Origin of the sequence: Mycobacterium marinum (assembly GCF_003391395.1) — a bacterium.
Lineage (GTDB): Bacteria > Actinomycetota > Actinomycetes > Mycobacteriales > Mycobacteriaceae > Mycobacterium > Mycobacterium marinum.
Genome location: NZ_CP024190.1, coordinates 200,933 through 217,986, shown reverse-complemented (window position 1 = coordinate 217,986; position 17,054 = coordinate 200,933). Strand labels below are relative to the sequence as shown.

Annotated in this window: 15 protein-coding genes; all 15 read right to left on the bottom strand. The window is 64.4% G+C overall.

The window, feature by feature from the left end; translation table 11 throughout:
- Positions 1–29 precede the first annotated feature (29 nt).
- A complete protein-coding gene (locus tag CCUG20998_RS00925) occupies positions 30–317 on the bottom strand; it encodes a WXG100 family type VII secretion target (RefSeq protein ID WP_020727682.1) in 288 nt (95 codons plus the stop codon).
- Positions 318–350: 33 nt separating this feature from the next.
- Positions 351–653 carry a WXG100 family type VII secretion target gene (locus tag CCUG20998_RS00920; RefSeq protein ID WP_012392192.1) on the bottom strand — a complete coding sequence of 101 codons (303 nt, stop codon included), beginning with the start codon at positions 651–653 and terminating at the stop codon, positions 351–353.
- 813 nt (positions 654–1,466) lie between these two features.
- Positions 1,467–2,612: a PPE family protein gene (locus tag CCUG20998_RS00910; protein ID WP_020731317.1), complete on the bottom strand. Its 1,146-nt coding sequence runs from the start codon at positions 2,610–2,612 to the stop codon at positions 1,467–1,469.
- A gap of 542 nt (positions 2,613–3,154) precedes the next feature.
- Positions 3,155–3,442, bottom strand: a complete 288-nt coding sequence (locus tag CCUG20998_RS00905; protein WP_020727682.1) for a WXG100 family type VII secretion target — start codon at positions 3,440–3,442, stop codon at positions 3,155–3,157.
- 232 nt (positions 3,443–3,674) lie between these two features.
- Positions 3,675–3,962 (bottom strand): WXG100 family type VII secretion target, encoded by a 288-nt coding sequence (locus CCUG20998_RS00895; RefSeq protein WP_020731316.1) that lies wholly within the window; start codon positions 3,960–3,962, stop codon positions 3,675–3,677.
- Positions 3,963–3,998: 36 nt separating this feature from the next.
- Positions 3,999–4,301: a type VII secretion system ESX-1 WXG100 family target CFP-10 gene (gene esxB, locus CCUG20998_RS00890; protein WP_012392185.1), complete on the bottom strand. Its 303-nt coding sequence runs from the start codon at positions 4,299–4,301 to the stop codon at positions 3,999–4,001.
- A 103-nt stretch (positions 4,302–4,404) separates the two neighbouring features.
- A complete protein-coding gene (locus CCUG20998_RS00885) occupies positions 4,405–5,511 on the bottom strand; it encodes a PPE family protein (protein ID WP_020731315.1) in 1,107 nt (368 codons plus the stop codon).
- Positions 5,512–5,567: 56 nt separating this feature from the next.
- Complete coding sequence (locus tag CCUG20998_RS00880) at positions 5,568–5,864, bottom strand: PE family protein (RefSeq protein WP_012392183.1); 297 nt, start codon at positions 5,862–5,864, stop codon at positions 5,568–5,570.
- An 83-nt stretch (positions 5,865–5,947) separates the two neighbouring features.
- A complete protein-coding gene (eccB, locus tag CCUG20998_RS00875; protein WP_020731314.1) occupies positions 5,948–7,393 on the bottom strand; it encodes a type VII secretion protein EccB in 1,446 nt (481 codons plus the stop codon).
- Between the two features lie 840 nt (positions 7,394–8,233).
- Positions 8,234–10,786, bottom strand: a complete 2,553-nt coding sequence (locus tag CCUG20998_RS00870; protein WP_050674461.1) for a PE family protein — start codon at positions 10,784–10,786, stop codon at positions 8,234–8,236.
- A 685-nt stretch (positions 10,787–11,471) separates the two neighbouring features.
- Positions 11,472–12,710 carry an MlaD family protein gene (locus CCUG20998_RS00865; RefSeq protein WP_020731310.1) on the bottom strand — a complete coding sequence of 413 codons (1,239 nt, stop codon included), beginning with the start codon at positions 12,708–12,710 and terminating at the stop codon, positions 11,472–11,474.
- On the bottom strand, positions 12,707–13,834 hold the full coding sequence (locus CCUG20998_RS00860) for an MlaD family protein (RefSeq protein WP_020731309.1): 1,128 nt from the start codon (positions 13,832–13,834) through the stop codon (positions 12,707–12,709). The genes CCUG20998_RS00865 and CCUG20998_RS00860 overlap by 4 nt, the downstream gene beginning before the upstream one ends.
- Positions 13,831–14,943: an MCE family protein gene (locus CCUG20998_RS00855; protein WP_036456872.1), complete on the bottom strand. Its 1,113-nt coding sequence runs from the start codon at positions 14,941–14,943 to the stop codon at positions 13,831–13,833. Before CCUG20998_RS00855 ends, CCUG20998_RS00860 begins: the two co-directional genes overlap by 4 nt.
- Entirely contained in the window at positions 14,940–15,986 is a 1,047-nt protein-coding gene (locus CCUG20998_RS00850) for an MCE family protein (protein WP_012392177.1), read from the bottom strand. Before CCUG20998_RS00850 ends, CCUG20998_RS00855 begins: the two co-directional genes overlap by 4 nt.
- Complete coding sequence (locus tag CCUG20998_RS00845) at positions 15,979–17,052, bottom strand: MCE family protein (RefSeq protein WP_036456870.1); 1,074 nt, start codon at positions 17,050–17,052, stop codon at positions 15,979–15,981. The genes CCUG20998_RS00850 and CCUG20998_RS00845 overlap by 8 nt, the downstream gene beginning before the upstream one ends.
- Between the last annotated feature and the right edge of the window lie 2 nt (positions 17,053–17,054).

Here is a 17,054-nt window from a genome sequence, read left to right as displayed (position 1 = left end):
GCGTGTGTTCGTCATTGGCTGCTGGTGGGCTAGGCGAACAGGGTTGCCAGGCCTGTTTCGGTGGTCAACATTTCTTGGTTGGACTGGTGGATGGCGTGGGCGAGGGCCTGCAGCGCGGCGTTGAGGTCAGCAGAGGCGCTATCCCATTGCTGTTGGACCTGTTGGTAGGCCTCAGAGCCGCTGCCACCCCACACCTCGGTCAGGGTGGAAAGAACCTGGTTGGCGTCGTGGAGGTGCTTTTGAGTTTTGATGACCTCGGCCTGGATTTCGGCAACCCCGATCTCGATGGCGGCGAAGTTGTAGTGCAGTACTGCCATGTCGCTGTTCCGTTTCTGATGCTCAGGAGGGGACTAGAAGTTCATTTGGTTTGACAGCAAGCCGGTTTCGTGGTCATCGGTGTCGGTGTAGTCCTGCGCGGCAGTCCAGATCTTTGTCGAGATTTCATTGAGTTTCTTGACCTGCTGGGTGGCCGCCTGGTGAAACAGCGCAATCGCAGCCTGGGCGGCATGGCCGGCATCACCGCGCCAGGCCAGCAGCAACCCGGCCGCGGTTGTCTCCACCCGCCGGATCGAGGCTTTCAGGTCATCAGCGATCCGTTCGAACTGATGGGCCTGACCGGTCAGGGTCGCGGCATCGGTCTTCATCTCCGCCATGGGCGATCACCTTCTCCTTTTCATAATGCGGGTCAAACTGCCGGCCGAGCACGGCCATCTCACTCGATGACGCCGGGGGGTGCTGGCCGGGTTGGGGTCTGGTGTCGCGGGCCGGGCGCCTGGTGTGCCGGGGACGCTGGGCTGGACGCATCCGGTCGCCGCGGCGATCAGCTGGTTCATGTGGTTCATGTCGCCCTCCTCACCGTCGACTCATGTTCGGCGGCAACGCCGTTGGTGATGCCGAGGATCTTCTTGTTGGTGCGTTGGCGCCCACTTCCACGGGCGTGGTCAAGCGGGCTCGCGCAGACACTCGAGTCAGGCGCTTGCGCGATAGCTCGCCGATCGCGGTTGCACTGTTCCGGGTCTCTGCGCCGGTTAGGAATAACGAATATCATTATCCGGCGCATTAGCTCAACCATTTTGACTGTGAAATACCTGAAGATTATTAATGGCCATCGGTGAAATTCACCAGCGCTGCAGTTTAATTCATCAATTTGGCCAGACAATTCATCGTTGCGCGCTGACTTCCATCCGGATCGGTCAATAAACATCCTGCTAGAGGCCCCCGTCTACGACGGGACGCGCCTGCGCTGGATGCCGGAATTCATCACTGTCGGCACCGTAATTCGTCGGCTCTCCGCCCGACAATTCATCACTCATGCCCGAACGTTCTGACCGGTTCTGCCGATATTGCGACAACCATCCGTCGCAGAAATCGGCAGCACGAGCAACCGAAGCCCGAGGGTGCTGTGGCCGCCCGGGTGGGGCGACTCGAGATCGGCACCGTAGCGCCGCGGACCGGGCAGCATCGGGTCACCCTGCCGCTGGTGGATGCGCCATCACCGTCAGACGTACTCCGTAGCGGGGCACCACACTCGAGGCGCGCGATGAACTTCCCACCGGCATTCCGGGCATCCCCGGTATGCCATGTGCCACTTCCTCGGTCCCCGGAATCGTCGTCAAGCCGGCACTCGACAGTGCTGCCACCTGGCGAGTTGCCGGTGCGGCCCAGCTAGCCGGCACCGACAATTGACCGATCGAGCCCGCCCGGCCAACACTTACCAGCACCGCACCCGGCCCGGACACCGCACCACCGACACTGGGCGCCGAGCTCAAAACAGACCCAATGCCGATATCGCCCGGCGCAAGCTCAGCGGGGTTCTCTGAGGCGGCCCCCAACATGCCCAGGTTGCTCTCGGCCCCGATGATGCCGGCGATAATCGACTCGCAGTCCTGCGAAACACCCACCGTTGCATATCCGGCGAAAATGCCATCAAGGATGGAGAAGTCATCCGGGAGCAAGTTCGGGAATGCCCCAGCCAGAGCCGCCAGACCCTTTTGCACCAACGCGATCAGGTCCGACAGCGGGTTGGCGGCGGCCGCGGTTGCATCGGCTTGATTGACCGCAGCGCTCTGCGCCGACAGCCCAGCCGGATTGGCGGTCTGCTGTGGCGAGGAGAACGGTACCAACTGCGCCGCCATCGCCGCGCTCGTGGCGTACCCGTACATCGCGGCGGCATCCTGCTCCCACATCTCGGCGTATTGGGCTTCGAGGGCAGCGATCGCTGCGGTGTTCTGGCCGAAGAAATTCGTTGCCACCAGCGACATCAGCTGCATGCGGTTGGCCAGGATCACCGGCGGCGGAACCGTCATCGCATACGCCTGTTCGAAGGCCATCGCTGCCGCTCGGCATTGGGTGGCGGTCTGTCGCGTCTGTTCCGCGGTCGAGTGCAGCCACCAAACATACGGAGCCGCTTTGGCTGCCATTGACTCCGAGGCCGGGCCGGCCCAGTACATGCTCGTCAGGCCCGATAGCACCGATTCGTAAGTCTGTGCCGTGGTGCCCAACTCGATGGCTAGCTCATCCCAGCTGTTTGCAGCCGCCAATAGCGATCCCGCGCCTGGACCGGTGTACATTAGACCCGAGTTGACCTCTGGTGGAAGCATGGCGAAATCCATTGTGTCCGAGCTCCTTAGCTGGGGGCGCACAGGTCTTATGCGCCAAGAACTTGCCGCTCATCGGATGCGCCTGCGGCAGGAATGGAAGTTTTTTGTTGACGAGGCGGCGCTGCCTACCGGTGCTGGGGGCGGGATTCACCCGGTGCGTCTGGGTTGGTTGCCGTGACGGCGACCAGGGCACCGTTTCGACCGGGTGAACCCAGCGGTACGGGAAACATGTTGTGGTGCGCGTTATCTAGCGGCTAGTCGCAATGCTGGGCCGGCATCGCCGCTTTCCATGCTGGAAGGTCCACCTGGATACGGGGCTCGCGAGTGACGACACGCCGGCCGGTGCTGAATGGCTGGCTGGCGACCGACTTGCCGAACTCGAGCGGAGCCTGACCCGTTTGGATGCGGAACCGACGGCGGAAAGGAATCGGAGGGCTGATCTTGATCAGGACATTCTCGGCCGCCTCGATGCTGCGAGCTTGACGGCCAGCGTGCCATGAGCCGTCGTCATTCGTGGGTCCTTTTGCGTGTGTTTGTCATTGGCTGTTGGTGGGCTAGGCGAACAGGGTTGCCAGGCCTGTTTCGGTGGTCAGCATTTCTTGGTTGGACTGGTGGATGGCGTGGGCGAGGGCCTGCAGCGCGGCGTTGAGGTCAGCAGAGGCGCTATCCCATTGCTGTTGGACCTGTTGGTAGGCCTCAGAGCCGCTGCCACCCCACACCTCGGTCAGGGTGGAAAGAACCTGGTTGGCGTCGTGGAGGTGCTTTTGGGTTTTGATGACCTCGGCCTGGATTTCGGCAACCCCGATCTCGATGGCGGCGAAGTTGTAGTGCAGTACTGCCATGTCGCTGTTCCGTTTCTGATGCTCAGCAGGGGACTAGAAGTTCATTTGGTTTGACAGCAAGCCGGTTTCGTGGTCATCGGTGTCGGTGTAGTGCTGCGCGGCAGTCCAGATCTTCGTTGAGATTTCCTTCTTCTCTGCACACTGCGGATCACACTGCCGGCCAAGAAGGGACGACAGGACTTGCCGCCCAACCGGCCGGCAAGTCCGTCGCCATCGCCGCCGACCAGTGCGGCTAGCCGAACATCCCCGCGACGTTGCCCTCGGTGGAGGACATTGCCTGACCGGCCTCGCTGATGGTGCGAGCCAGGTTCTGCAGCGCGTTGTTGAGCTCCTGGGCGGTGGAGTCCCACTTCTGCTGCACGGCGTTGTAGGCCTCCTGGCCTTGGCCGTCCCACGCGCTCCGCAGCTTGGTCAGCGACTGCTTGCCCTCATCCAGAAGGGAATGAATGCTGCCGACATTTCCCCCGATTGAGCTGGATGCGGCCTCAATGCCGGCGAAATTCCACTGCTGTTCTGTCATGTCGTATTGCTCCGTTTCTTTGTCGTTCTAGGGGAATCAGAAGCCCATTTGCGAGGACAGCGCCTGCTGCTGCTCGTCGTCGGCCCGGGAGTACTGGACACCGGCCTGACGGATGTTCGTCGAAATCTCGTCGAGTTCGGCCTTCTGCTTGTTGGCGGCTTCCTGGAAACGGACCACCGCAGCCTGAGCGGCGGTACCAGCCGCACCGCGCCACTGGGCCTGCAGCGAACCGGCGGTCGACTCAACCTGGTCGATCTGGGTCTTCAGGTCACCGGAGATCCGCTCGAAATTACCTGCCTCCTGCGCGAGGGTAGCGGCATCGGTCTTCATCTCTGCCATGCTGGACTCTCTATCTCTTTGGGTCTTCTATTTCTCTTCCTCGCCAAGCTGCTGGCAAGTCTTCCGGCCCGGATGGCCGGAAAGTCCTTTTTAGCAACGACTCTCACCAGTCGTCGTCGTCATCCCAGTCGTCGTCGACCTCATCGGGCTCCCGGGTCAGCGTCGCCGACACCGCCGGCCCGGGCCGCGACGATTCACCCGCGCCCGCCGCCCGGCCCAGTCCGGTCCCACCCACCGGGGCGGCCCCACTGGTTGCCGACGATCCCGCGGCCGCGACCGGGGCCACCGCCGGATCGGCCGGCTTGTCCAGTAGCCCCCCGATCAGCGGCGTGCGCACCAATGTCCCGCCAGCCCCCGGCATCGATACCGCACGCAAGAGCCCAGCACCGGTACGGGGCCCCGACCCACCGGCCAACGGGTGACTGGACAGTGGACTCGCCCCCACCAATCCCACCTGGGCTGCCGACTCGGCTCCCGCGGCCCCACCAAGGGGGCTAACCGCGCCCCCCATACTCGACCCCAGGCTGAACAGCGAGGTCACCGCTTGCAGCGGTTGCAGCAACTGCAGCACCGACCCGCTCATCGCCGGTTGGATCGGCAAATCCGCGACCGGGAACAACGGGACTTGCGACGAGGCCTGCGCAACCTCCTCCGCAACGTCATTGGCAAGTTGCCCGACGTTTTGATCGAGGATTGCCGTCATCGGTTCGAGCTTCTCGAACGCCGTGTTGAGCATGGTCTCGGCCTGATAGACGTCCATCGCGCTGGCGGCCTGGTTCCACATTCGGATGAAATAGTCGGCCTCGTTGGCGCCGATCGGGACCGTGTTGATGCCAAGGAAATTGGTCGCCGCCAGGACCGCATGGGTGACGTGGTTGGCGGCGATCTCGGGCAGCGACGGCGTCATCGCCAAGGCCTGCAGATATGCCCCGGCCTGAGCGGTTGCCTGAGCCGCACGCGTGTGGGCCACCTGCGCCGCGCCGCGCAGCCAAATCACCATCGGCGCAGCGGCCGCCAGCGCCCGATCGCTACCGGCCCCTGACCACATCTCCCCAAGCGAGACCAGACTGGCGGCCACTCCGTCGGCCTGGGCCTCCAACGCCGCACCCAACGCCTCCCAGCCCGACGCCGCCTGTAGCGCCGGTGCCGCGCCCGCACCGGCCATCAGCCGCGCGGTGTTCAGCTCCGGGGGCAGCGCGTTCCACAGCATGTTTACTGAGGCCTTTCAGTCACGTTGTGTTGGAGGTCTTTTCGTTGGCAGGCCGACTAGGCCAAGGTGTCCGACCAGCTGTTGTCGACGGCGGAATACATCCCCGCGATCTGCCGCAGCGCCTGACCAGCCCGAGCGAGCTCATCTTGGGCCGCGGTGTTTAGCGCCAGCACCTGGGCGCCCTCCGCCGCGAATGCGGCGGCAAACTGCGCCGAGATCTCATCGGCCCCCGCCGGCGCTAGACCGGTCACCGATGACGCGGCGGCGGTGCCTGCATCCAGCCCGCGGCTGGCATGGGCCGATATTGCCGCGGCGACGCTGGCCGCGGCGGGGTCAAAAGACATGGATCGCATCTGCACAACTCCTCTGCACTAGCTGGTTTCACGTACCGGTTCTGCTGCCCGGCGCGGGCTTGCACCACTCGCTTCGCCGGGGATCACGGGGCTCCTGCGGCAACGGCGTCGATCTTTGCGGGGTTCGGGTCCGGCGGTAGCGTCTCGTGCTCGAGCAGAGCGGCATCTTTGGACAGCACCGGCCCGTCGACCAGGAGGCGAACCACCTGCCAGGGTGCGTCTTGGGGCGAACCCAGGCCCAGCGCGTTGGCGACCGCCGCATCCGGCACTCCATAACGCACGCCTTGAGGGTCGACGTAGTACATCGATTCGGCATAGCGTGGATCCGGCGATTGCAACACCAGGAATTTGCCGCCGTCGATGTAAATGGTTGCGGTTCCGCGGATTTGATTGATGCCTGCGCTAACCACCGAGGGCGGCAGCGGCAGATGTCGACCGGACAACACGCTTGTGGTCGGCGCCTGATCGCCGGCGCTCCGCTGCCAGGACCAGCACAGGGTGGGATCTTGCACCCGCGAGATGATTTTGAGCGGCTCACCGGGCAGCGGTGACTGATACACCCGCTGCGGCAGGTCGACGACCAGATCCGGCGGTACCGGCGGTGGATCGATCAGGCCATAGGATTCCATGTCGCGTAGGGCCCCGGCGGTGTCATCGTTGACGGGGGCAACGCCGTCACGCAGCACAACGAAATGTTTGGTGCCCGCGGTGGTTTCGACTTGGAACACCGAGCCAATCACCAGAGCTGCCGGCAACCCGACGGTATTGGGCGCGCCGGCAGCGTCAATCGACGGGAGCCGCCAGGGTCCGCTGTCGGGCAAGGCGTTGAACATGCCCTCTGAGATGGGCGTCGGCGTGGCGGTTTCGCCTATTCCCATGGCCGTGGTGAGGGCGCGGTCGCTCAGATCGATGGCGTGGCGCCCCTGTGCCGTGACGATCCAGGTCGAATGCCGGTAGGAGACCAGCAACGCCTCGTTCGCCCGCAGCGGTGCGATCGCGGCGTCGATCTGTAACGGCATCGCTATTACCGCTGTCCGCGTCACCGGGTTGGCGGTACCGGCATACGCGACTGTGTCGCACAGGCTCCAGGTCGAGGCGCTGTCCGCCGAAACGGGCGTGGCATAGGGAGCGCCGGGGATTCCGATCGTCTGGCCTTTGGGCAGCTTGTTGAGCTCCGAAGACCTCATTGATGTCGGCGCGGCTGGGTTGCCCAACACCAGCCGCGCCGAAGTCAGGTTGTAGACGGGGTGCAGTTGCCCCGACACCGTCACATACAGCTGGTCGCTGGCCCGGTCGGCAACCAGATTCGTGTCACCGAGTTGGCCCTGCGGTTTGACATAGGCCAGCATCACGGCACCCGCCAAGATGAACACCGCGACAACGATGCCCAGACTTGCCGAACGGCTGTAGAACTGCAGCGGATCGTCGAACATCTGGGTGTCTCGACGCACGATCGCGTGCTCGAGTCGTCGCACCAGGAAACGTCGCCCGCTGACCTGGACTTTGGTGGTAAGCCGCAAACTCGCCATGTGTCACTCGGCAATGCGGGGGGCGCTGGCCGGACCGGTGTCGTGGCGTCGCGGGCCGGTGGCCTGGTCGCCGAGGACGCCGGGCTGGGCGCATTCGGTTGCCGTGGCAATCAGATGACTCACCTGTCCTCCTCACCGTCGACTCATGTCCGGCTGCAACGACGTTGGTGATGCCGCGGATCTCTTCTGGCGCCCGCATTCCGGTAGCGCGGTCAAGCGGGCTCGCGCAGACACTCGGGCCAGGTGCTTGCGCGGTTGATCAGGGTTCGCGGTTGCACTGCCCAGGCCTCTGCGCCGGTTAGGAATACGAATATCATTAATCCGAGTATTCACTCAACCACTTTTGCTGTGAAATCTCTGAAGGTTATCAATGACACTCGGAGAAATTCACCGGCGCCTCCTTTTAATTCACCAATTCAGTTCACGCAATTCACCAGCCCCACGTCGGCCGACATCCAAGATCAACGCTCTAACTACTGGTCACAGGCGTTCTTGGGGCTGGGGTCAGCGCGGGACGGGCGTGGAAATTCATCGCGTCCAGGCCCAGAATTCTCCAATGCGACACCCGATAATTCATCAGTCTTACACCTGATTACGCTGCCTGACGATATTGCGAAATCCATCCGCTAGAGAATATGGCAGCGCCGCGAAGAAATGTTGGATTGACCGGTGACCCGGCAAGCCTAGCCACTTCGGGCTGTCCCAGACTCAGGTGTCCAAGCGACGGCGCCGATCTGGCACGTCAGCAGGAAGTCAGCAAAATCGGCGGCCAAAAGCAGGCTAGCGGGCCCCGCGGATCGGGACTAGCGCTATCCGGAAAGCCCTGGCGGCGCGCGCAATTCACATCGTCTGGGTCAACCCATTCAACCCGTCTGCACCGAGTAGCAGACCGCCGGTGCCGCCGGTGCCACCGCCGCCGGGCGTGCCGCCGCTAACAACGGCGCCACCGTTACCGCCGTTGCCGCCGTTGCCCAGCAGCAGCGCGTCGCCACCACCCCCGCCTGCGCCGCCCGCGACCGTGCTATCCCCGCCGGCGCCACCAGCACCACCGACTCCGCTGGTGCTGACGCCACCCGCCCCGCCCGCTCCGCCGGCGATCGAAAATCCGAATCCGCCGCTGCCACCGGTCCCGGCGGCCCCGAACCAACCTCCGTGGCCTCCGGTGCCGCCGGATCCACCGCTTGGGCCCAGTCCGCCGGCTCCGCCGACTCCTCCACCGGAAAACAGCAGCCCCCCGATGCCGCCGGCCCCACCGATTCCACCGGTACCGCCGGGGGTGACGCCTCCGGTCCCACCGGCGCCGCCGTAGCCGAAGATCACGCCGCCATCGCCACCCTGGCCACCTTGTCCGCCGTCGCTGGTGTTGGCGTAACCGCCGGCACCGCCGGCATTACCGCTACCGAACAGGCCCGCGGTGCCGCCGGTTCCCCCGTCACCCGCGCCGGTTTGACCGAATCCACCTATACCGCCCTGGCCCCCCGTCCCGCCGAGTATCCCGCCGGCGCCCCCGGCGCCGCCGGTGCCGCCCGTTCCAAGCAATGCGGCGCCGCCGGCCCCACCGGCCCCACCAGCGCCCAGCAAGCCACTGTCCCCGCCTGCCCCGCCGACACCGCCGCTCCCGTTGGCGTTGGCGATGCTGAGACCACCTGCCCCGCCGGCGCCGCCATTGCCCCACAACAGCCCACCGCCGCCGCCGGCCCCGCCAGCCCCGGCGTCGCCGACTAGGCCGGCGCTACCGCCGACCCCGCCGGCACCGCCGGTGCCAAACAGCAGCCCAGCTGCTCCGCCGGACCCGCCCGCTTGGCCGGCTTCGCCAGACCCGCCCGCTCCACCGTCACCGAGCAACCATCCGCCTGCACCGCCATCCTGCCCCGATCCGGTTGCCGCATTTGCTCCGTTTGCGATGAGCGGACGCCCGGTAAGTGCTTGGACCGGCGCGTTGGCTAGGTCGAACACACCCTGCAGCGGTCCGGTGGCGCCGTCGGCGCCCCCGATTCCGAAGGTCGGACCGTAGCCGCCATTGCCGCCATTGCCGGCTGTCCCGAAGAACATGGCGTTACCGCCCTTACCGCCGGCGCCGCCGGTGAGAAAGCCCTCTCCGCCGGCGCCGCCCATACCGCCGTTGCCGGCGAGCAGCCCAGCCGTACCGCCCATGCCACCGACCCCACCGGTGTCGTTGCCGCTGATCCCGCCGACACCGCCGGCCCCGCCGAAGCCCAACAAACTCGCATTTCCGCCGTCACCGCCGACCCCACCGGATCCGGTCCCCAAGAACCCGCTGGTCCCGCCGGACCCGCCAGACCCGCCGCTGCCGAGCAGGCCGGCGGTACCGCCGGCCCCACCGGCCCCGCCGTCCCCGGCCAGCGAAGTACCCCCGGTTCCGCCGGCGCCACCACTGCCGACCAGCCGGCCGCCATCGCCTCCAGCTCCGCCGGACCCGCCGACGGCGTCGACGCTATTGCTGAGTCCACCGGCGCCACCGTCACCGCCGCGACCAATCAGCGGACCACCGTCACCCCCGGCACCCCCGTCGCCTCCAGCGGTAACACCAGCTCCGCCGAGCCCTCCGTGACCGCCGCCGGTCCCGAACAGACCGCTGAGCAACCCGCTGTCCCCGCCGGCTCCACCAGCCCCGCCCGCATCCACGAAGCTGGTACCACCAGCACCACCGGTACCGCCGGGTCCGAACAACCCGGCGGCGCCACCGGCGCCGCCCTGTCCCCCGGTGGTGCCGACCGTGAGTCCCCCGGCGCCACCGGTGCCGCCGGCCCCCAAGAGCCATCCGCCTGCCCCGCCGGCGCCGCCGGCGCCGCCGACTCCGCTAGTGCTGGCACCGCCAGCGCCGCCGGCGCCGCCATTGCCGATCAGTCCGGCGGCTCCCCCGGTCCCGCCAGTACCGCCGGCAGTGCCCAGGCCCGGGGGTGTTCCAGAGCCTCCTGCCCCGCCGTTGCCGATCAGCCATCCGCCCGCTCCGCCGTTTTGTCCGGTGCCCGGCGCACCGGCGGCACCATTGCCGATCAGCGGGCGGTCGGTGAACGCCTGGAAGGGGGCGTTGACTGCGTTCAGCACATCTAGCGGCAAAGTCTGCAGGGAACCGGCCGTGAACGTGGCATTGGCCGCCTCAGCGAGCGAATACTCGTTGGCCCCAGCGCTCAACATCTGCGTGAACCGGGCATGAAACTCAGACAGGTGCGCACCGAACTGCTGGTACTGCTGCCCGTGTAAGCGCAACAACCCCGCAATCGCCACCGACACTTCGTCAGCCCCGGGGGCCAACACTGTCGTGGTCGACGCGGCCGCCATCGCGTTAGCCGCAGTCATCGATGAACCAATGTTCGTCAAGTCTGCGGCCGCGGCGGCCACCATCTCGGGGAGCACATTGAGAAATGCCATGCCGCGCCTCCATCCGCCCTGCCATTCGTGGCGTCAGGCTAGCCAGGGCAGCCAGTACCGCGACGCTGCTTTCAGCAAATTCCGATAAGACGAAATACGGCCTCTCGCAGCACGATACGAACGCTGTCTCAACACAAGCCCGAGACCAGCACTAACCACCCGGCAGGCCTCGTTCCAGGTCTCACGCGGGAGACGCAGCAGCACCCGCATCTCCGGTGGTGGCCGCGACTTTGGCATGGGTTCGCCCCTGACGGAGCAGCGGAAATTGTTGGAGTGACCGACGTTTGCGCCAAACGGTCGCGCGTATTCGGCGAGAAGCATCGCTCGGTGAATGGGCTTCCACAAGGCGTGGCGGACCCATCCGCCGGCCAAAGTCCATGAGAGGTAGGCCGAAGGTTTCGGTCATCGGGAATCCCGGGAATCCCGGGAATCCGTCGTGGGAGCGTGCATTCCAGGATTCGCAGTAGCCGGTAACCCACGACGCGCCGGGTTGGATGACTCCAAGGCGAACTGGACCGGTCGGTCAGGGTGGGATTGCTCCGTTTCGGCCGATGTCCATGCGCATATTGTTTCCGAGCCATGTCTCGGTAAGCCGGTGGCCGCTGTCTCGCCCCACACCTGGGGCGATGTGGTTACGCGGTGGGCATGGGGTCTGTTTGTTCACGGTGTGGCTGAACCCTGATCGCTAGTGCGGCGGTTCGATCGGCAGCCTTGGTCCGCCGTAGGGGGTCGGGATGGTAAAGCGGCCTTGCGGTGTGGGGCCGGTGGTCGCTCCCAGGTCTGCCCCCGGTGGCGGCCCGGCGGTGTCGTCGCCAGGCGGTCGCGGCGCGTTTCGAGCCCCCCGGATCAGCACCGCCGGATCGTCGTCGCGGCAGTACGTGTACAGGAACGGCTCCGGGTAGTCCGCTGCCGAAGGCGGATGGCTCGGCGTGCCGTAATCGCAGGTGTATCGCGGATACAAGTCCGCCGTGGCCCAGAGTCCGCCATCGTGCATGGTGCTCATGAATGCTTCCAACGCCGAACCGCGGTAGTCCGGAAACAACGCTTTGAGTGCGGGCACTCGAAGATACGACAATTTTGCGACGGTGGTCAGGTTGCCCAGCAACTGAACCATCGTGTCGGAGTTATCGCTGAAGAGGTTGTCGACCGCCTCTAGCACCCCCGGTGTCTGGTCGACCATGCGGCGGTACCCGTCATCCATGGACGAAATGCCGGTTAGCAGTTGATGAACGTTGCGAGCGGTAGCGTCGATGCCTTCATTCACATCGATAGCAGCAGATAGCACCACGCGGCTGTTCCTGAGCAGGCTGACCGTTTGCGGTAGCACCGAATCCAGGGTGGAGATGAGGAAGACCCCGCCGTCGACAATCGCGGTCAACTTTTCCGGCGCTGCTTTGCTCAGGTTCAACTCACGCCTGATCCCCGCCAGCTTGGCTGGATCGATCTGGGCCAGTACGCCATCGGCATGCTCCAAGAGTTCGGCAGGCGTCACCGGTGTGGTGGTGCGATCTTGTGAGATCGCGTCGCCGTTCTCGAGGAAAGGACCCTCACCAGAGGTGGCGTTGAAGTCAACGTATTGCTCGCCCGCCGGTGACAGCGCCGATACCCGGACCGTACTGGCGACCGGAATGCGCACGCCGGCATTGATTCGAAGTATGGCTGTGACACCGGTCCGAGAGATCTCGAGTGACTCGACTTTACCGATTTGCACGCCGTGCAGGGCAACGTCCTGGTTGGGCAGCAACCCGCCCGACTGGCCCAGTTCGACGGTAAGGGCGTAGTTGGAAGCCAACGGCCTGACGTGCAGCACGCCGATTAGCAGGTAGGCGACCGACACCACCAGGGTCAGCAACAAACCAACGCATGACAGCCAGGTGTGTCGGCCGCCACGCATGTTGGTCAAGGAGGGTGCGACGTCGGTCATTGCGGCGGCCCCTGACCGACAACGCGCTCCTGAAGTCGCCACAGCGTGAACTTCAACGAACCAATGAACTTGCGCCAGTCGTACCGCTTGGGGCCATGTAGGCCTGGGTCCCCGCCGAACCCGATGTCCGGAATGGAACCAAGGACCAGTCTGTCGATCCCGGCGCTGCCCGAGATTGAGGTGCCCGCAGTGAGTTTGACGAATGGCGCGTACAAATTCGACAAGGCCGACAACCGTGCGTCGGGGTCCAGCGCCACATCGTTCCACGCGGCGGCAACAGCATTGGCGTCCTTGATGACGCTCCTGCCGCTGCTGTCAGTGCCGGCAATCGACGGGAACTTCTTCAGCTCGGTGGCCGCGCCCCCCATCAATAACAGCAAGTCGGAGATCTGGCTGGCATCTGCTGCCAGTACGCTCGTGGCCGGGTCGGTGGCTTGCAGCAACTCGGCGATCACTTCTCGTTTGCGGTCGAGTTCGGCGGCCAAATGCTCGGTTTGCGACATCGCGTCTTCGAGCTGCCCGGTTCGGGCGTCAAGTTTGCCCAGCAATTCATTGGACTTGCGGATCAGTTCGCCATACACCTCGCCGTCATTGCCGGCGGCCTTGCCCAGCCCATTGATGACGTTGGTCAAGTTATGAGCCACACCACCGTTGATCAGAATGGCCGCCGAACTCAGTACCGATTCGACGGTGGCCGCCGTCGCGGTCTTGTTCAGCGCGATGGTGTCGCCATCTTGGAGCGTGGGGGTATCCGCAGCACGCTGGCTCGGCGGGACGATCGACACAAAGACGTCCCCCAACGGCGTTGCGGTGCGCAGTTCGGCGCCACTGCCCACCGGCACCCGCACGTCGCTCCTAATGCGCAACGTGGTCACCGCGTTGAAGTCGCGAGCCGTCATTGACTCGACGAGGCCTATGTCTGCGCCGCCGAGCTTCACCTTGGCGTGTTCGTTCAGATTGAGCGCATTTGCGAAGATGGCGGTTATCCGATAGCCGCCCGAACCCAGGCCCGGGGCCGGAAGTGGCAGATCAGCCAACCCATTCGTGGAACACGCAGTGGTGGCGAGAACGGTCGCCAGAATCCCCAACCGCCAACGCGGCCTGCCGGATAGCCGCTTGATCACTTCTGCCCCATCGCGGCGAGACCGTCGAGCACATAGGTCAGACCGAAGTCGGGCCCATAGTCCTGCAAGGTGCCGGTACTACAGCCAAGCTGCCGCAAGCCCATCAGGTTGCATACCTCCTTGCCGAACTGCGAGTCGAAGATCATGCGGTCGGTCAGTTGGTGGGCTCTAATCGAACCGTTACGTTGATCGACCGCGTTGTACAGGTTGTCGGCCATCAACGGCAGCACATCGAAGAACTCGGTGACCTCCCGTTGCCGATCAACCACCGACTGTATGGTGGTGTTGCCGTTGGCAATTCCGCGTGCGATGGCTTCGCGGTTGGCATTGAGAATGTCTCCGGTGCGTTGAATCAGCGCGTTGAGTTGCTGGCCGCTGGTTCCAGAACCGAAGCCCTCGTTGGCCATGATCTGGCTGAGTTGGCGTACGGTCGATCCGAACTGCCGCAACGTCGAGTCATTCTTCGCCGCCGCATCCAGCAGTGAACTGAGATTCTCGATAATCGCGGTCATCTGTTCACGGGTATGCACTCCGCGATCGGCGCTGAGCCGCAACGCTTTCGACAGCTCGTCGAACGCCTCCTTGAGGTGCTGCCCATTGCCGTTCACAACGTCGTACCCGGCATTGAGCACGCCAGCCACCGGACCGCCGCCCCGGCCGTCCCCTTGTAGCGAGCTGGCTAGTCTGTCCAGCATCCCGAGGACCCGGTCGAACTCAACAGGTGCCCTGGTACGGGTCAGCCCGATGGTGTCGTGATTTCGCAGCGTGGGCCCACCGCGGTAGGCAGGAGTCAGCTCGATCTGGCGGTCGGTGAGGATTGATGTCGAGATGGTCACCGCCTGCACGTCCGCCGGGACCTGCACCGCGCGGTCGACAGTGAATTCCACCTCGGCGTAGCCGGATTTCGCGACGATTTTGGTGATATGCCCCACCGGTATTCCGAGCACTGCCACTGCATTGCCCTCGTAGAGGCCCGCGGCACTGTCGAACTGGGCCGTCACCACGATCGGTCCGCGGTCGCGGGCCAACCCGTACCAGCCAGCGCACGCGAGGGCGGCGACGACCACGAGGCCTACACCAACCCGAATTAGGTTGTGCCGGTGTGTCATGCGCAGTCCTTGAAGTATTGGATCAAACCGAACTGCTTGGCGCGGCCGCTAATCGCACACATCCATGAGTCGACCAGCGGTCCGGCGGCCGCGTTGAGTTCCAACGCATTGCCATAGCCGGACGCATTGGCCAGCTCCCTGACCGGCACTGGGGCGATTTCCAACAGGTTCCTGAAGAGCGCATCCTGTTCGGCGAGTTTTGCGCTGAGCTGCTCCATCGTTTGGACGACATCTTCAAGCGCGGCCCGGTCATCGACCACGATTGTGCGCAGCGAGCCGACGACCTGGGTCAAGGCCTGCATCATTGCGTGGAAGGCCGCTGAATGTGCGACGAACTCTCCGATCAGGTCTTGGCCCTGCCGAATCATGCTGCCGAGGTCGGATTGCTGGCGACGCAATATGTCGGTGACGTTCTGCGTGCTCTTGAGCAGTGTCCCAAGTTGGTCGCGACGCTGCGAAATCACCGAAGACAACGCGCGGACATTCTCTAGCGCTTGCGGAAAGACGTCTGGCAGACCGTTCAGCGCTTGGCCGAGGACGGTCAGCGATGATGCAATTCGATCACCGTCAACCTGCTCGAAGGTTCTGGTCGAGTCGGCCAGCGCCGCCTGCAGATCGTAGGGCACCTCGGTGTGGGCCAAATCGATTGTCTGGCCCGGTGGTACACCAGCACCCGTCGGATGCAGGTCGATGTAGCGGGAACCGAAAATTGTTGTGATCTTGATTGCGGCCCGAGTGTCGCGGCCGAGCGCAATATTGTCCTTGACCCGCAATCGGGCTTCAACATGGTCTCCTGCCAGACGAACGCTGATGACGTTGCCCACCGGTACACCTGCCACCGAGACCACGTTGTCCGGCTGCAAGGACGCCGCTTGCAGAAACTCCGCTGTGTAGCGCCGATAGCCAATGCCTGCTTGCTTGACCAGCAGCAGCGCCCCGATCAGGACTACTGCCAGTGACAGCCCAACGAATCCGAGCCAGGTCTTGTTGTACGAGGCCAGCGGGCGTAGTCGCGGGCGAAGGTGCTTTATTCGTTCAGCCATCGGTGACATTCCTGCATTTCGGGGTGTACATGGGCTTTCCACCGGGCGTCGCCGCGGCCACGATGATCGGGACCATGTCGTTGAGGCCAGGGAAGTACCCGTAGAAGTTGACATCGCAGCCATACACATTCATGTAGGTGCCCTGACCGAACACGCGGGCCAGGCCCTTGAGTAACAGCGGAGTATTCATTCCCACGAAGGCCGCCTGAGGTTCGATGTCCAGCAGGTGCTTGGTGTAACCGGGCTGGCGGTCCAGGATTTGACGGATTTGCGGGTTGACATCTGCGAGGATGCCGCCCAACTGACGGACCACTGCCGCCATGTTGCCGGTCGACTCGACCAATTCCGAACGCCTGCTGTTGAATTGGGAGACCATCTGGCGCGTCTGCGCGATCGTGTGCTCGAATTCAGCGCTTTGGCTGGCCAGGCTGCCGGCCACCCTGTCGAGGCTGCCGATCACGTTGGCCAGGGCGTCGTCGCTACCGGCGAAAGTCGCTGTCAGCGTTGATGTCTGGTCGACAAGGGTGGCAAGAGCCGAAGTGTCGCCCTGAAGTGACGCAATGACCGCTTTGGTGAAGTTGTTGACCTGATCCGGATCGAGCACCGCGAACAGCGGCTCGTAGCCGTTGAGTAGCGTGCCGATATCGAAGGACGGCTCAGTCCGCTCTACCGGAATGACACTGCCCGGCGGTATCGGGATGCCGCGGCCGGTGCGGCCGGGGGCAAGCGCCAGATAGCGCTGACCGACAATGTTCTGGTATGTGATCGATGCGATGGTGTCGGTGAGAATCGCCTGGCCCTGCTGCACGATGAACGACACGCGCGCCAGCGTTTGGTCGAGTTCGACCTTCTGTACCCGTCCAACTCGCACCCCCGCGACCCGGACATCGTCACCCTCACGAAGCCCGAAAACATCGGTAAACAGGGCGCCATAGCGGGCCGTGGGTCCTTTGACGTCGCGGCGCAGCGTGACATAGACCATCCACGTCAACGCCGTAGCGACCACCAAGAAGAATGCCACCCACAGCAGCGCGCCGCGTCGTGTTCGTGTCCGGGGACTAGTCATTG

What these genes read in the sequence shown, in the direction of transcription:
- CCUG20998_RS00895 (WP_020731316.1), bottom strand. Translation starts at nt 3,962, where the DNA reads ATGACAGAACAGCAGTGGAATTTCGCCGGCATTGAGGCCGCATCCAGC.
- CCUG20998_RS00865 (WP_020731310.1), bottom strand. Translation starts at nt 12,710, where the DNA reads ATGACCGACGTCGCACCCTCCTTGACCAACATGCGTGGCGGCCGACAC.
- CCUG20998_RS00885 (WP_020731315.1), bottom strand. Translation starts at nt 5,511, where the DNA reads ATGCTGTGGAACGCGCTGCCCCCGGAGCTGAACACCGCGCGGCTGATG.
- CCUG20998_RS00920 (WP_012392192.1), bottom strand. Translation starts at nt 653, where the DNA reads ATGGCGGAGATGAAGACCGATGCCGCGACCCTGACCGGTCAGGCCCAT.
- CCUG20998_RS00870 (WP_050674461.1), bottom strand. Translation starts at nt 10,786, where the DNA reads ATGGCATTTCTCAATGTGCTCCCCGAGATGGTGGCCGCCGCGGCCGCA.
- CCUG20998_RS00925 (WP_020727682.1), bottom strand. Translation starts at nt 317, where the DNA reads ATGGCAGTACTGCACTACAACTTCGCCGCCATCGAGATCGGGGTTGCC.
- esxB (WP_012392185.1), bottom strand. Translation starts at nt 4,301, where the DNA reads ATGGCAGAGATGAAGACCGATGCCGCTACCCTCGCGCAGGAGGCAGGT.
- CCUG20998_RS00850 (WP_012392177.1), bottom strand. Translation starts at nt 15,986, where the DNA reads ATGGCTGAACGAATAAAGCACCTTCGCCCGCGACTACGCCCGCTGGCC.
- CCUG20998_RS00855 (WP_036456872.1), bottom strand. Translation starts at nt 14,943, where the DNA reads ATGACACACCGGCACAACCTAATTCGGGTTGGTGTAGGCCTCGTGGTC.
- eccB (WP_020731314.1), bottom strand. Translation starts at nt 7,393, where the DNA reads ATGGCGAGTTTGCGGCTTACCACCAAAGTCCAGGTCAGCGGGCGACGT.
- CCUG20998_RS00845 (WP_036456870.1), bottom strand. Translation starts at nt 17,052, where the DNA reads ATGACTAGTCCCCGGACACGAACACGACGCGGCGCGCTGCTGTGGGTG.
- CCUG20998_RS00880 (WP_012392183.1), bottom strand. Translation starts at nt 5,864, where the DNA reads ATGCGATCCATGTCTTTTGACCCCGCCGCGGCCAGCGTCGCCGCGGCA.
- CCUG20998_RS00905 (WP_020727682.1), bottom strand. Translation starts at nt 3,442, where the DNA reads ATGGCAGTACTGCACTACAACTTCGCCGCCATCGAGATCGGGGTTGCC.
- CCUG20998_RS00910 (WP_020731317.1), bottom strand. Translation starts at nt 2,612, where the DNA reads ATGGATTTCGCCATGCTTCCACCAGAGGTCAACTCGGGTCTAATGTAC.